This is a genomic window from Nocardia sp. CY15 (genome assembly GCF_009829295.1).
GTDB lineage: Bacteria > Actinomycetota > Actinomycetes > Mycobacteriales > Mycobacteriaceae > Nocardia > Nocardia sputi.
Map to the genome: position 1 here is coordinate 1,025,200 of NZ_VUOT01000001.1, position 14,195 is coordinate 1,039,394.

Consider the following 14,195-nt stretch of genomic DNA (forward strand, 5'->3'; position numbering starts at 1 on the left):
TGGGGTCCTCCTGGACTGGATCGGGGGTCAGGCGCGGGCCGACGAGCCGGCGGACGGGGACTGGGAGCGGCCTGCTTCTGCTTCGAGGACGAACGTCTCGGCTTCGGTGACGACATCGGACTCGGTGGCGACGCCGCGCACGCCGGGACGGCGCAGGAAGACCGCCCAGACCACGAGGGCGCAGACCACGTAGAAGGCCATGAACACCCAGAACGCGGTGGTGGCCGACTGGGTCGAGGCGTATGAGGAACGCAGCACCAAGTTGATGGCCACGCCGCCGAGCGCGCCGATGGCGCCGACGAATCCGATCAGCGCGCCGGAGGTGTTCTGCGACCAGGCCGCCCGCGCGTCCGGGGTGGCGTCCAGGCTCCTGGACTTGGCCTCGAACACCGACGGGATGATCTTGGTGACCGACCCGTTGCCGATGCCGGAGAGCACGAACAGGGCGATGAAGCCGACCACGAGGGCGGTCATCACCGCGCCGCTGGCCACGCCGTTGTTGTTGTCGGCCATCATGCTGGCCCCGGTGACCAGCACGGCCGCCGCCATCATGGCGCCGAAGACGTAGAGGGTGACCCGGCTGCCGCCGATACGGTCGGCCCACTTGCCGCCGTAGGGCCTGGCCAGCGAACCGAGCAGCGGGCCGAGGAAGGCGATCTGCGCGGCGTGCAGCGTGGCCTGCGCGACGCTGTCGCCGCCCGCCCGGAAGCTGATCTGCAGGATCTGCCCGAAGGCGAAGCTGTAGCCGATGAACGAGCCGAAGGTGCCGATGTAGAGGAACGCGATCGCCCAGGACTGCGGCACCTTCAAAGCCGTGATCATGTAGGACAGGTCGGCCTTCTGGTTGGGCAGGTTGTCCATGTACAGCGCGGCGCCCACGCCGGCGATCGCGATGAACACCAGGTAGATCGCGCAGATCAACGAGGCGTACTCGTTGCCGAGGGTCGCGATGACGAACAGGCCGATCAGCTGGATCACCGGGACGCCGATGTTGCCGCCGCCCGCGTTCAGGCCCAGCGCCCAGCCCTTGAGCCGCTGGGGGTAGAACGCGTTGATGTTGGTCATCGAGGAGGCGAAGTTGCCGCCACCGAAGCCGGCGAAGGCCGCGACCACGAGGAACGTCGTGTACGAGGTGCCGGGCTGGTTGACGAAATACAGCGTGAGCAGGGTCGGGATCAGCAGCATCAGCGCGCTGAAGACCGTCCAGTTGCGCCCGCCGAAGCGCGCGGTCGCCACGGTGTAGGGAATCCGCAGGAACGCGCCGACCAGCGTCGGCATCGCGACCAGGAAGAACTTGCCCGCCGGATCGATGCCGAACTTGTCGGTGGGCATGAACAGCACCATCACCGACCAGATCGACCAGACCGAGAACCCGACGTGCTCGGCGAAGACCGACCAGATCAGGTTGCGCCTGGCGATGTCCTTGCCGCCTGCTTCCCAGGCGGCGACATCCTCGGCGTCCCAGTGCTCGATGCGCGGCCTGCGGAACATAGTCCGTCCCAGCGCTTCCAGACGGTTACGCGTCAGCGTGCTCAACGGGGCCTCCCAAAGTCGGTTGGCCCCACGGTAGGAAATGGGTATTGCCGAAATGCTGCGTGAAATGACCGTGAAATCAACGGTTGCTCACGATTACCGCCGCACCGGGGTGAGTTTCTATCGAATGTTTCAGGCATGTGACACAACGGTTTCCGTCCGTCACAAAAAGGCCGATATCGAATAATGCGATCGGTGAGGTGTGACGCGCGCTACTGGCGGCGCGAATTCATGCGCACATCCTCACCCGGTTCGCACAGTCCCGCAACCCGAGTTGTGAGATTCCCGCGCATCGCGATCGCGCCGGGATGTCACCACGTGTCTTCGAGCAGGCGCGGCTTGCACGCCTGCCAGGCGCCCGCGAGCAACACCAGCACCGCGACGCCGAGCATCCCGAACGGGATGAGCCACCCGCCGGTGGCCGTGCGCAGCACCCCGAACAGCAGCGGCCCCACACAGGCCACCGCGTAGCCGACGCCCTGAGTGAAGCCGGACAGCGCCGCCGACCCGGCGGGCGTACGGGTGCGCAAGTTGATCAGGGTCAGCGCCATCGGGAAGGTGCTCGGGCCGAGGCCGAGCACGACGACCCACAGGATGGGGGCGGCCATCGGCGCGGTGAGCAGCCCGGCGAACGCCACGAAGAACAGCACGGCGCACACGACCACCACCGGGAACGGATTACCGAACCGGGCGACAAGGGTCGGCGCGGTGAGGGCGGCGACCAAGCCGACCACGGCGAACAGCCCCACCATGGCTCCGCCGTACGCGGCGCTCGCGCCCGCCTCGGTCAGGATCTTCGGCAACCAGGTGAACATCGCATAGGTCGTGAGCGAGGTCATGCCGAACATGCCCGCCATCCCCCAGGCGATCGGTGAGCGCCACACGCGCCCGGTATCCGGCGCTTGTCCCGGCAGCGCGGTCATGTCCGCGCCGTCATGTCCGCGTCTGCCGCGCAGCACCGCCAGCCAAGGCACCGCGGCGGCGAAGCCGAGCAGGCCCCACACACCGAGCGAGACGCGCCAGCCGTGCGCATCCGCGAGCGGGACCGCGGCGAAGGCGGGCACGACCGTGCCGAGTTGCACCATCACGATGTACAGCGAGCTGATCACCGCGAGTCGATCCGGGAAGTACCGCTTGACCAGAGGCGGGATCACCACGTTGCCGATGCCCATGCCCGCCAGCGCGAGGGCCGAGAAGACGAGCAGTTCGGCGGTGCCCGACATCAGCACCCGGATCAGCATGCCCGCGCCGGCCATCAGCATGGCCGTCAGCGCCGTGCGCTCCAGCCCGAGCCGGACCGCCAAGATCGGCGTGAGCAGTCCCGACAACGCGAACATCGCGGTGGGGATCATGCCGAAGACGCCGACGACCGCAGCGCCGTAACCGATCTCGGCGCCGATCCGCTCGGCCAGCGGACTGTACGCGGTGACCGCGACCCGCAGGGTGAGCGCCGACATCACGATGGCGGTGAGAACCAGCAGACGGCCCTCGGTCAACGCACGTCGACGGCGCTCGACCAGGACGGATTCCCGGCCGGGCGCTGTTTCCGGAATAGTCGCAGTCACCGAGAAATCATAGGATGACCGGATGATGCGCGGCAACGATTTGTGATGGGCGGTACTCTGTCGAGGTGCAACCCGTCCGGCGAACCAGCCTCATCGCCCAGGTCACCGAGCAGCTGCGTGCCGAAATCCGTTCCGGCCGTTGGTCCATCGGCTCCCGCATCCCGACCGAGCCGGAGCTCACAGAACTCACCGGCACCGGCCGCAACACCGTGCGCGAAGCCGTCCAGGCTCTCGTGCACGCGGGCATGCTGGAACGTCGCCAAGGCTCCGGAACCTATGTCATCGCGGCATCCGACCTCGGTGGCACCCTCGGCAAGTACTTCGCCGACGCCGAGCAACGCGATGTCTTGGAACTGCGCCTCGCGCTGGACACCACCGCCGCCGCCCTGGCCGCCCGCCGCCGCGACGACACCGACATCGCGAACTTGGTGCGCTTGCTAGCCGAACGAGACAAGGGGTGGGACGAGGACCGGGCCGCCGCGATCGAGGCCGACGTCCAGCTGCACCGCGCGATCGTCGTCGCGAGCCACAACGCGGTGTATCTCGAGTTCTACGATTCGCTACTGCCCATCATCGAGCAGGTCATTCACGCACGGACATCGAAGTCCGACGAGTCCTATGCCGAGGAGCATGCCGCCTTGGTGCACGCGGTGATCGACGGCGATCCCGAACGGGCCGCCTCGGCCACGCGATGCTTCCTCAATTCTCTTATCGCGGAATATCCCGACGCGCGCTGAAAGCCGTGAGGTAACCGAGTGGTCACCATCCGCACTTACGCGATGTGAGTCGGAATTGCCGGGAACGTCACCGCGGGCCACGGGGACGCAACAAGCGGCTCATACCTTTGTCTCGACCGTAGCTTGGCACTCGACACCGCCGCGATGAGGGCCGGTCGAGCCGAATCGAGAGGAAGCCGATGACCGCCGTAGCAGCCACCGGCCAGCAGTCGCCGACAACGACTTTCGAACACCGGAAACGTGGACGCTGGCTCGACCACTGGGATCCGGACAATGTGAAGTTCTGGGAATCCGGCGGTGCGAAAACCGCGCGCAAGAACCTGCTTTTCTCCGTGTTCGCCGAGAATCTCGGCTTCAGCGTCTGGGTCATCTGGGGCACGGTGGTGACCAGCATGGGCGCCGCCGGATTCGGCTTCCTCGCCGGTCTCGGCCAAGGAAATCCGACCGCGGTGAGCAACGCGCTGCTGCTGACCTCGACCCCCACCCTGGTCGGCGCCGCACTGCGCATCCCCTACACCTTCGCCATCCCCCGGTTCGGGGGGCGGGCCTTCACCGCCTTCAGCGCGGCCATGCTGCTGATCCCGACCCTCGGCCTGGCCTACTTCGTCAACCAGCCCGGCACGCCGATGTGGGTGTTCCTGCTGCTGGCGGCGCTGGCCGGAGTCGGCGGCGGCAATTTCTCCTCCTCCATGGCCAACATCAACTTCTTCTTCCCCGAGGGCAAGAAGGGCGCGGCGCTGGGCATCAACGCCGCGGGCGGCAACCTCGGCGTCGCCCAGACGCAGTTGGTGCTCCCGTTGCTGATCACCTTCGGCACGCACCTCATGGCGAAGGACCCGGCCGGTTACCGCTTCGGCATCACGCTGTCGGTCCTGGTCTGGGTGCCGTTCATCCTGGCCGCCGCGTTCGGCGCACTGCGGTACATGGACAGCATCAGCACCGCCAAGTCCGACGGGAAGTCCTACCGCCGCGCCCTCACCAACCGCCACACCTGGGTGATGGCCGTCCTCTACATCGGTACCTTCGGCTCGTTCATCGGCTTCTCCTTCGCCTTCCCGACGCTGATCAAGGCCAACTTCCCGGAGCTGACGAAGATCGGCTGGATCACCACGCTCGGTAACCTCGCGTTCCTCGGGGCACTGGTCGGGTCGTTCAGCCGGCCCTTCGGCGGCTGGATCTCCGACAAGGTCGGCGGCGCGAAGATCACCCTGTACGTGTTCGGCGGCATGGCGATCGCGGTCGCGCTCATCATGGTCGGACTCGAGATGAAGAGCTTCCCGCTCTACCTCCTGGCGTTCCTGCTGCTGTTCGTGCTGACCGGCATCGGCAACGGCTCGACCTACCGGATGATCCCGACCATCTTCAGCGCGGAGTCCAAGAAGTACGCCGCCGAGCACGGCCTCGACATGACAGAGGCCGTCGCCTCGGCCAAGCGCCAGGCGGGCGCGGCGATCGGCGTCATCGGCGCGGTGGGCGCCTCCGGCGGCTGGCTGTTGCAGCAGGCGCTGCGGTTGTCCAACACCCACCTGCACAGCATGGCTCCCGCGTTCTGGGCCTACGCCGCGACCTTCCTGGTGATGGCCACCGTCACCTGGTGGTTCTACCTGCGGTCCTCGTTCGCCATCCAGCGCGTTCCGTCGCTGGCGTACGCGAACGTCTGACCCTCGACGTCCCGCGGTCCGGACGCCGCGGGACACGGGCGCGACGGCCGCCGTCCCCCTCCGGCGGAGCCGCCCACCGAACGTCCGCCCCTCGCCTGGGTGAAACCGAGGCCCGGCAACGGGTCTCGGCCCGCACCGGGACGACGGGCGGACGTTCGATCGTTCAGTACGGTAGGTGGACGCCGTCGCGCACTTCCGTGACGGTGCGGGCCATCATCTGTTGCAACGTGCCTGCGATTCGGTCGGCAGTGGTGGGTTTGACCGTCACCACGTCGGTGCCGAAGGTGACGTAACGGCCGTCGTTTTCCACATCGTTGAGCTGGAAGTCCTTACGGCCGTTGATATGTCGATTGTCCACGCTGCCCATCGCGTAGACCCCGACGTGACCGATCAACGTCATCGCTCGAGTGAAGAACCGCTCGAATTCCTCTCGCGGTGTCGGCCGCCAGGCGTCCCGGACCGGCGGTCTCGGCCGCGCCAGCTCCTCCGCCGAAGCCTGCAATTGCTTGCCCTGCCCGGGGGCGCAGGCGGGGAACACGTCGACCACGGCTCGCGCCACCTCACCGGCGGGCAGCAACGTCAGCACCACATCGCCGCCTTGCTCCGGGGCGGGTCCCGGTTCCTGCACCGCGACCGCCCCGTGCTGGTAGTGCACCCCCGCGTGCGCCCGCAGCTTGCGGGTCCGGCCGGCCACTCCGGCCACTTCCACCCGTGCCTCCGGAGCGAGCAGTACTTCCACCGCACGCAACAGATCTTCATCGATGCGCGGGCGCAGCGTCTGCGCCGCCGCTTGCCGCAACCGCAAACTCTCCGACCGGAACTCCGTCGTGAACTGGTGCCGCAAGGGATAGGGCAGTACGTCGCGGCCGGTGGACTCCCATAGGGTCCGGAATTCGAGCGCGGTGAACCGCCAGCTCTGCACTTCAGACATGTGTGCGGTCCTTATCGCGGGTTGTCACCGATGACCGGCGGCACCGTCCCCGGCAGGTCGTCGAGCCCGGTGAGCTCGTTGCCGTGTTCCTGAGTGATCAGGTAGTCCGGAATGCCCTTGGCAGTCTCGTCATCGGATTTGCCGCCGCGCGCACCAGGGGCCATTCCGCCCGGCATCCCGCTCATACCGGCGCGACCGGGAGATGCGCCGGTTCGTGCGGCAGCAGCCGGGGACGCGTTGGGGTTGTTCGACGTGGCTCGCGGCGACACCGATACGCCCGGCGCACCTGGCCCGTTGGGACTGCCGGGATGTGGGCTTCCCGGGCTTCCAGGAGTACTCGGCACTGTGCTCGGAGCAGGCGTCGTCGAGGCGGGCGTGGTCGACGCCGGTGTGGTCGAATCCTGCGTAGTGGACGACGGATCGGTACTGGTCGACTCCGGTGTTCCAGAGGTGGTGTCCGAGGGCTGCGTGCTCGACGGGGTGGTCGAATCGTCGGTGGGATTCGTACCGGTGGGATTCGAGTTGGGCGACGACGGTGTGCCCGACGGGTTCCCGCTGTTCGTCCCCTGCGGATTGCTTCCGTTGTCGACGCCATTCGGATTCGCAGCAGGGTTCGGACGAGGAATCACGGGCACGTTTGTGTCGGACTCCATCACCACCGGGGCGTAGACGGTTCGCAGTACCCGCAACGCCTCTGTCTTCGCGTTGTACTCGGCGACGTCGTCATTGCGCCATCCGCGCCCCGCCGCCCACGCGAGCGCGTTGCCGATTCCGCTGCGATGTTCCGGCGCATGCGGGACGAGTTGCTTGGTCGGCTCCAACCCCGTCAACAATTCGGACAGCTTGCTGCTGGTCAGTCGAGCGGCGTTCGAGACCTGCGCCCCCTGGGCGGCGTAGTCGCCCACCGCGGTCGCGGCGGCGTTGCGCGCCTCGCCCCGCCACACCCCCTCGTCGGTGGCCAGAGCCATCGCCTTCGTGAAGTTGTCCAACGAAGTCTGGTGCCGATCGGCGATCGTGTTCCACGCGAACACCAAGTCTCCGACCGCCTTCAGGTCGATCTGATCGACCTTTTCTCGCAGCGTCGCGACGCCGTGCCGCTCGAACTCATCCGCGTCGAGAACTTCCCTCGGCCGGAACTCGCCCTGGAAACCGACACCGGCAGCCCGGCTGCGCACACCGTCGCGCTGCTGGTTGTACTTGTCCTGCACCGCGGCCGGATCGATATCGGGCTGCAACTCTTCACCGGACATCCAGTTGGTGATAGTGCGAAGCACAGTCGAACCGAACTGGGGGTAGTTGGGGAATCCCAGGCCGACAAACGGGTTTCCCATCAGCGCACCTGCTCCGTCGCGTTCGCGATCGGGGCCGCGTTCTCGATGTCTTTGCCGGTGATGCGTTTGAAGGAAATCGCCATGACCTCACGCATGTTTTTCACGGTCTCGATGTGTTCTTGAATGATCTGATCAATCGAATTGGGATCGCCGGTAGCCTGCTTCAAGAACTTACCAACCAGCTTATCTACCATATCGAAATCCCCAAAACCGGAAACATTCTGCGCGTTTCGCGCGAATACACGTAATTCATTGATTTCCGTTAAGCGTTGGTCACAGGCAGAGAAACATTGGAGCGCTGCCTGCTCGTTATCGAGATAGAGCTCGCCGGAGCGAGCTTGGTCAGCGAGTCGCCGCCACTGAGCTGCGTTGTCATCGACCATTACTCCCCCTAGTCAGTCAGGTAGCACCGGCACGATCGCCTCTCCGACTCGGGAGAGAATCGTGCACGGGTTCTCGAGATCATCCAGCACGGCATTGTTCAGGATCCGAAGTTGCAGGACACCCTGCGACGCAGGGAAGATCACATCACAGTCCAAATCCTTTGAGGCTCCCTCGACACGGAACTGCCGTCCCGCACGGCCTCCGATTGTGACGTCCTGAAAGTCGACGTTACCGGGCTTTTTCTCGAAATCTGACACCGAGCGACCGGTCGAGAACACCGTGAAGTGGTACCTGCGATTCTTCCAGGTGCAGATCTCCCAGCCGGACTGGTGCACCCCCGCGATTCCGGGCTCCTCGGTCGCCGGATCCACCCCCGCCGACTGCAACGCATCGTCCGGAATTCCCGTACACGGATTGAACAGAGACTGTGCACTTGTGCCGGTAGCCGTCGCAGGCGATCCGTTCGTGGTATCCCCACACCCGACGACTCCGGTCGCCAACGCACTTACGAGCAGCGGCAACATGATTCGACGACTCATCCCCACCCTCTCGACCTGTGATGACTCAGGTTCGCCCACCCTAGCAGACAAGCTGTCGGTATCCCCCTGGAGAAGGCCGCGTCACTGGCCGGTGAGACCGGGCTCATGCGTTGTGCGATGGGAGGTTTCGGCCGCAACCAGGGTGCAGTGCAGTAGCGAGCCCGACGGAAGCCAATGCCGTGTCAGCGATCTTCGGTGGGCAATCCGGGTCGATAGGTAAGCTGCATCAATTGCGGTCAGCGGCACACGCTGAGCAGGGTCAACGTGACTCGCCCGTGCCCTCCTCGTCATCTCGTGGTGCGCCGAATGGACGTGACGGTTTCGAGCACTGTTCGACGAGAGCGGCGAGGCTGAAGATGAACATCAAATAGAACGGGGTTACCCATATTTCCCAGTTCTCGACCTTGCCCATCAAGCCCTTCACCACCGCAACAGCCGCCGCTACCGTTACCACCGCATACGCGCTGACAAAGGCACCGCGGACCACCGCCCGCAACCGCCCCTCAGGCGGCCGCCGTCGACTGACCGCAATCGCAAACAGCTGCACTATCAGCGCGAATACGATCGCCACGCGCTGCGCGGGCCCGACGCCGACCATCTCGCCCACGACCGTGCATATGAGCGCCCATCCGATCACGGTGGGCGGGGTGGCTGCAACGATGAGGCCGAACAAACGGACCCCTTGTTCCCACATCGCCACCCGCCTACGTCCGGCCTCGGACTCGTTCAGCTCAGCCGCCATTTGGATTCGCCATCCCCCTCTACTGAGGCGTCAGCGAATGTCGACGCCTGCGAGTCGGGCCATCCCCCGGGGAAGGTGCTGTTATCGGAGAGGGCAGAGTTCAGATCACTGAATGCCTTGGCTTGCAGTCCGATAAAGCTGGTCACCGCCGCGACCGCAGCCCAAAGCTGCGCGGCGGACAAACCCGACGTTGCAGCGATATCAGCAATGCTGATCGGCGCCCCGATACCGCTCGCCAATTCCCCGATAGCCCTGGCTAGGCCGAGGAGAAAATTCCCACAGATGACCAAAATCCCACTATAGAAGGCCAGGCCTCCGATGGCACATTCCATCATCGCACTTCTGGCCTTATCGGAGACGTCTCCCATCTTTCCGGCCGCAGCGTTCTGTGACGTATTCGTCTTGAGGTACGAAAGCTGCGCCGTACCTTTCCACGTCCGGTTGCCCTGGAGGTTATTGGGGTCGATCTCCCCCTGAATACTCGTCACAACGTCGCGTACGGTCGTCCACTCGTTACTGCGCATATACATTTCGTATGGCGCGCGAATCCCTTGCATGATCTCGTAGATCTTTTCCCAGATCCACCTGCACACCTCGACGATCTTGTCCGCGCATACTCTGACCGCCCGTTGGACCGCCGGAATCAGACGGACATAAGGAAGATCCAGTGCCGCACTCTCGGCGTCGGGAACATCAACCTTGATCGAACTGTAGATTTTTTTCAGGAAGCTTTCGAGCTCGCGCACCACCGAGTCGTATGAAGCGACGTCAAAAGTCATTCGCGACCCTATCCATTACCAGAGGTTGTCGATTCGATGCTTGCCCGCAGCATCCTCGGCCTCGTACGTGTCAGCACAGAAGCGGAGGGTGTCGGCTATCTCGGAGAAGCGATGGGATGCCTCGCCCGATCGGTCGGACATTGTGGTGACGAGTTCGTCGTTGGCATCAACGATGAGCTGAAACAATCCGGCCTGAAGGCGATTGAAGCTCAGCGCGTCGATCTTTTCCCTCAGGTCCGACATCGTCGTCGACCCCCGATTCCAGACGCCCGCGTCAGCGCGCAATGAGTCGACAGCGACCCTGAGTTGTTCTGAACTCACCTTTCCCCCCTCTGCGAGTGGATCGATGTAAGGGCCTGGATAGCAGCGTTCATCAACCGGCTGAATGTGTCTGTGGAACTGCCGGTTCCGGTAACGAGCAGGCGATGTGCCTCATCGTAGGCTTGTTTGACAGCGCAGGCGATTGTGACGCCTCCGGCGTCCATCCCCCACGGGATGCGGACGACGCAGTCGACGAGACCGCTTCGACTCAAGGTGACCGACGTATAGAGGTCATCTTCCGTTTCGACCGTTCCGACGAATTCCACAGCCTTTGCTCCGATTTGTCCGCTCATGGCTTGAAGGGTCTCCTCCACCAACTGCGGAGTGCCGGCTGTGGGGTACCGCGATGGTTCCGGTGGATCGAATCTCGTCGGCACGACCTCGTTCATGTCGAGCGCTTCGAGGCGATCGATGGTTCCGTTGCCGACCGCGATGGTCATCGTTGCTTCGAAACGTTGCTGCTCGGCATCTTTGACCGCATCGAGGACAGCTCGGCCGATCTCATCTCGGTCGACGTGCCGCGACCAGTTGTCGGAAATGACAATGTCGACCAACTCGCCTGTCTCGGCGAGGGTGGTCTCGACCGCTCCCGTGCTGTCACGCCCGGTGGTTCGGCGCGGCGCGCCGGAGAGGACTTCCTGCATCAGGCCGGAAATCGCCTTGGTGTAGGCGTGGAACCGAGCGATTTCTTCCAGTAGTTCGTCGTTCACAATCACCCCGGTCACTCGAGACAGAATTCGGATCTAAGGGACACCACCGCTGACGGTGGTTGCTCATCAGCCCACTTGGCCGGTGGTATCAGCGATTTGGGTCGCGTTCTCGATGTCTTGGCCGGTGATGCGTTTGAAGGAGATGGCCATGACCTCACGCATGTTCTTCACGGTCTCGATGTGTTCGAGGATGACCTGGTCGATCGAATTGGGGTCACCCAGAGCCTGCTTCAGGAACTTTTTAACCAAGTCAGCAGCCATCTCGAAATCACCGAAGCCGGACACGTTTTGAGCATTTCCCGTCAATCTACGCAATGATTCGAGCTCGGCGATGCGCGAGTCACAAGCTTTCGCGCAGAGAAATGCGGCGTTCTGGTCGTCTAGGTACAGCTCTCCAGCCTTGGCTTGACCAGCGAGCCGACTCCAAACCGATGCATTGTCTTCACTCATGCGTTCCCTCCCCGGTCAACGCGGCAGAGCAGGCACGATTGATTCGCCGGCGCGGTACAGAACCGTGCACGGATCTTCGAGATCGTCGCGACCTGCTCGGCCCTGAACTCTCAATTGCACGACGCCCTGGGACACTGGGAACAGAACGTCGCAATCAAGATTCTTGGACGCGCCCTCGACTCTGAATTGCCGACCTTGACGACCCGCGACCGTAACGTCCTGGAAGTCGACGTTCCCAGGCTTCCGTTCGAACTCCGACACGGTGCGCCTGGTTGAGAACACCGTAATGAAGTACTTGGGTCCATCCCACGTACAGATCTCCCAACCGGACTGATGTACTCCAGCGATGCCGGACTCCTCGGTCTTCGGATCGACGCCCGCCGCTCGCAGTGCATCATCGGGAATTCTTGTGCACGGGTCGAACAAGGCCTGTGTCGCAGAGGTACTCGAACCTGTCGTGGGAGTTCCGTTCGTTGTGTCCCCGCACCCGACGACTCCGGTCGCCAACGCGCCAACGAGCAGCGTCAACATGATTCGACGGCTCATCCCCACCCTCTCGACCTGTGACGACGACTCAGGTTCGCCCACACTAGCAGAAGACCTGCCGGTATCCATGCAAGGACGGCCGGGCGAAAGGCTGGGCTCTTGCGTTGTGTCGTCGCGGGTTTGGGGTCGCAACTAGGGTGGCGGTGCAGTAACGAGCTGGACGAAAGCTAGGACATACGACTGAGTTCGATTGATGAGCGAAGGAGCTGGAATCATGAAGTTCGGCAAGATCGCGGTCGGTGCGGCGTTGGCCGCCGCCGCAGTCAGTGTTGCTCCCGCTGTTGCTTCTGCTGATGATCCCGAGTTTCCGCGCAACGGTGCCATCCCGGCTGGGACCTATCACATCGGGCGGGGGCCTTCCAATGTCGTCGGGTCGCCTATCGAGAACTGCGATCTGCAAGTCTTCCCGGATGGCCGGTCTGTGGCCCTGGTCTGTGGGACCTCGAGCCGGGGCGGGCATCAGACGCCGGTCGGGCCGGACGAGACCTACGTGACGTTCGACTACGTGCCCTTCGGCCTGGATCTGCGTGACATCGACCCACGCCAGGGACTCTGGACCGGAACGGTGAACATCGCTGGGACACCGATCATCGTTCCGTACCCGCTGGCAGCGGTCTGGCTCAGCCGCCGGTGAACCGGACCCGCCCGGCGTTGCACGATCCGGCGTGACGCCCGGTGATGTCTAAAAGGCTCCGGTCCGGGCTCCGGCTGGGGTGCCGGAGTCCGGGCCTCGTCCGCCAATCCGCTGTTCTAGCGATCAAGGCAACAGTGTGAACACACCATCTCTGACACACGCGGTGAAGGCATCCCATCCGCCCGGCGTGAAGACCAACGCCGGACCGGTCGAGTTTTTTGAATCACGGACGCCGACCTTACCTGCGTCGAGCCACGCAACTTCCACACATGCTTCCTCCTGACTGTGTTGCGATTTGAACCAGTGGACGCCGAAAGTCCCGATGGTCACTGTTCGTACCTCCGTGCCATAGTCCTCAGCAAGTCTCGCGATGCCTGTTCCCCTAGTGCGCTGTGCCGCACATCCTCGTAGAAGGCTTGATACCGCTCCACATCCATACGATCCTCGAAAATCATTGTCCCTATCGCGCCTTCGCAGTACACGACAGATGGCTCGTCATGAGGCATGTCGAGGATGATGTAGGGCGGCAGAGCAATACCGGCCGGTAGCCCAGCAGCGAATGGGACGATTCGGATCGACACATTGTCCCGTGTCCCCATGTCGGCCACATGGCGAAGCTGAGAAGACATGTCACGTTCGGATACGACAGCAGTACGCAACACCGTCTCGTGCAGTAGAAACTCGGCGGGCAACGGCTTGTGTTGACGCGTCAGGATCTTCTGCCTCTGCATCCGCAATGCGACGCGTCGCTCGACCTCTTCCGGTGTCATGCGCGGAGGAGACGCCACCGCCACCCGTGCGTAGTCCGCAGTTTGTAGAAGCCCTGGCATCACCAGTGATTGGAAGAAGCGGAATCCGGTAGCCACGGCTTCCAGTTGAAGGTATGTATTGAACCCCGGTCGAACCAGGTCTCGAAAATCTTCCCACCACGGTTTCGCCTGAGCCCGCTCGGCAAGCGACTTCAGGTACTCGGTCCGCTCCTCCGGTAACCCGTAGTACTGGCAGACGAACTCGATATCCCGAACCTTCACCTTCTCGTTCTGCCCCAGCTCCAGCCGTCCGAGCGAAGATCGGCTGATCTCCAGGACCTCGGCCACCTGCTCGAGCGTGTAGCCGTTGGCCTGGCGCGCGTCGCGCAGTGCGCGACCCAGCTGGCGACGCGGGAGCGTCGTCCGGCTGGGGTCCGACTTGGTACCCACCATTCCGCTGTGTCCTCCCCTTACTTTCCCACGGTGTGGCCTGGTTTTTCCCACGGCGAGAATCAATGTGCGCCCGACTCGGGAGACGCTCAGCGCAGACGCACCGGTTGCTCGGCACCGGACGTTTCGCGCG

17 protein-coding genes are annotated in these 14,195 nt (G+C 63.9%); 3 read left to right on the forward strand and 14 right to left on the reverse strand.

What is annotated here, in order from left to right:
• Positions 1 to 27 precede the first annotated feature (27 nt).
• Together GVY39_RS04930 and GVY39_RS04935 are read right to left on the reverse strand one after the other, a co-directional pair.
• Positions 28 to 1,491 (reverse strand): NarK/NasA family nitrate transporter, encoded by a 1,464-nt coding sequence (locus tag GVY39_RS04930; protein WP_159921285.1) that lies wholly within the window; start codon positions 1,489 to 1,491, stop codon positions 28 to 30.
• Between the two features lie 353 nt (positions 1,492 to 1,844).
• The gene (locus GVY39_RS04935; protein WP_236565282.1) at positions 1,845 to 3,098 is read right to left on the reverse strand and encodes an MFS transporter; all 1,254 of its coding nucleotides are present in this window, start codon (positions 3,096 to 3,098) and stop codon (positions 1,845 to 1,847) included.
• Positions 3,099 to 3,163: 65 nt separating this feature from the next.
• On the opposite strand from GVY39_RS04935, the gene GVY39_RS04940 reads away from it, so the two are divergent.
• A complete protein-coding gene (locus GVY39_RS04940) occupies positions 3,164 to 3,835 on the forward strand; it encodes a FadR/GntR family transcriptional regulator (RefSeq protein ID WP_159920713.1) in 672 nt (223 codons plus the stop codon).
• Positions 3,836 to 4,014: 179 nt separating this feature from the next.
• Positions 4,015 to 5,496, forward strand: a complete 1,482-nt coding sequence (locus tag GVY39_RS04945) for an MFS transporter (protein ID WP_159920711.1) — start codon at positions 4,015 to 4,017, stop codon at positions 5,494 to 5,496.
• Positions 5,497 to 5,659: 163 nt separating this feature from the next.
• Here the strand turns inward: GVY39_RS04945 and GVY39_RS04950 are convergent, their stop codons facing one another.
• From GVY39_RS04950 to GVY39_RS04995, 10 genes are all read right to left on the reverse strand, one after another.
• A complete protein-coding gene (locus GVY39_RS04950) occupies positions 5,660 to 6,427 on the reverse strand; it encodes an ESX secretion-associated protein EspG (protein WP_159920709.1) in 768 nt (255 codons plus the stop codon).
• A gap of 11 nt (positions 6,428 to 6,438) precedes the next feature.
• Positions 6,439 to 7,758, reverse strand: a complete 1,320-nt coding sequence (locus tag GVY39_RS04955; RefSeq protein ID WP_159920707.1) for a hypothetical protein — start codon at positions 7,756 to 7,758, stop codon at positions 6,439 to 6,441.
• Positions 7,758 to 8,141, reverse strand: coding sequence for a hypothetical protein (locus tag GVY39_RS04960; protein ID WP_159920705.1), 384 nt, complete (start codon positions 8,139 to 8,141; stop codon positions 7,758 to 7,760). Before GVY39_RS04960 ends, GVY39_RS04955 begins: the two co-directional genes overlap by 1 nt.
• 12 nt (positions 8,142 to 8,153) lie before the next feature.
• Positions 8,154 to 8,681 (reverse strand): DUF3558 domain-containing protein, encoded by a 528-nt coding sequence (locus GVY39_RS04965; protein WP_159921281.1) that lies wholly within the window; start codon positions 8,679 to 8,681, stop codon positions 8,154 to 8,156.
• 259 nt (positions 8,682 to 8,940) lie between these two features.
• Positions 8,941 to 9,423 (reverse strand): hypothetical protein, encoded by a 483-nt coding sequence (locus GVY39_RS04970; RefSeq protein ID WP_159920703.1) that lies wholly within the window; start codon positions 9,421 to 9,423, stop codon positions 8,941 to 8,943.
• Complete coding sequence (locus GVY39_RS04975) at positions 9,408 to 10,202, reverse strand: hypothetical protein (protein ID WP_159920701.1); 795 nt, start codon at positions 10,200 to 10,202, stop codon at positions 9,408 to 9,410. The genes GVY39_RS04970 and GVY39_RS04975 overlap by 16 nt, the downstream gene beginning before the upstream one ends.
• A gap of 15 nt (positions 10,203 to 10,217) precedes the next feature.
• Positions 10,218 to 10,523 (reverse strand): hypothetical protein, encoded by a 306-nt coding sequence (locus GVY39_RS04980; RefSeq protein ID WP_159920699.1) that lies wholly within the window; start codon positions 10,521 to 10,523, stop codon positions 10,218 to 10,220.
• A complete protein-coding gene (locus tag GVY39_RS04985) occupies positions 10,520 to 11,248 on the reverse strand; it encodes a hypothetical protein (protein ID WP_159920697.1) in 729 nt (242 codons plus the stop codon). Before GVY39_RS04985 ends, GVY39_RS04980 begins: the two co-directional genes overlap by 4 nt.
• 51 nt (positions 11,249 to 11,299) lie before the next feature.
• Positions 11,300 to 11,683: a hypothetical protein gene (locus tag GVY39_RS04990; RefSeq protein ID WP_159920695.1), complete on the reverse strand. Its 384-nt coding sequence runs from the start codon at positions 11,681 to 11,683 to the stop codon at positions 11,300 to 11,302.
• Between the two features lie 15 nt (positions 11,684 to 11,698).
• A complete protein-coding gene (locus tag GVY39_RS04995; protein WP_370523771.1) occupies positions 11,699 to 12,298 on the reverse strand; it encodes a DUF3558 domain-containing protein in 600 nt (199 codons plus the stop codon).
• A gap of 145 nt (positions 12,299 to 12,443) precedes the next feature.
• Here GVY39_RS04995 and GVY39_RS05000 point away from each other — a divergent pair, with 145 nt between their 5' ends.
• The gene (locus tag GVY39_RS05000) at positions 12,444 to 12,863 is read left to right on the forward strand and encodes a hypothetical protein (protein WP_159920693.1); all 420 of its coding nucleotides are present in this window, start codon (positions 12,444 to 12,446) and stop codon (positions 12,861 to 12,863) included.
• A 123-nt stretch (positions 12,864 to 12,986) separates the two neighbouring features.
• On the opposite strand, the gene GVY39_RS05005 is transcribed toward GVY39_RS05000, so the two are convergent.
• Both GVY39_RS05005 and GVY39_RS05010 read right to left on the reverse strand, forming a co-directional pair.
• The gene (locus tag GVY39_RS05005) at positions 12,987 to 13,193 is read right to left on the reverse strand and encodes a DUF397 domain-containing protein (RefSeq protein ID WP_159920691.1); all 207 of its coding nucleotides are present in this window, start codon (positions 13,191 to 13,193) and stop codon (positions 12,987 to 12,989) included.
• Entirely contained in the window at positions 13,190 to 14,065 is an 876-nt protein-coding gene (locus tag GVY39_RS05010; RefSeq protein ID WP_159920689.1) for a helix-turn-helix transcriptional regulator, read from the reverse strand. The genes GVY39_RS05005 and GVY39_RS05010 overlap by 4 nt, the downstream gene beginning before the upstream one ends.
• Positions 14,066 to 14,195 lie beyond the last annotated feature (130 nt).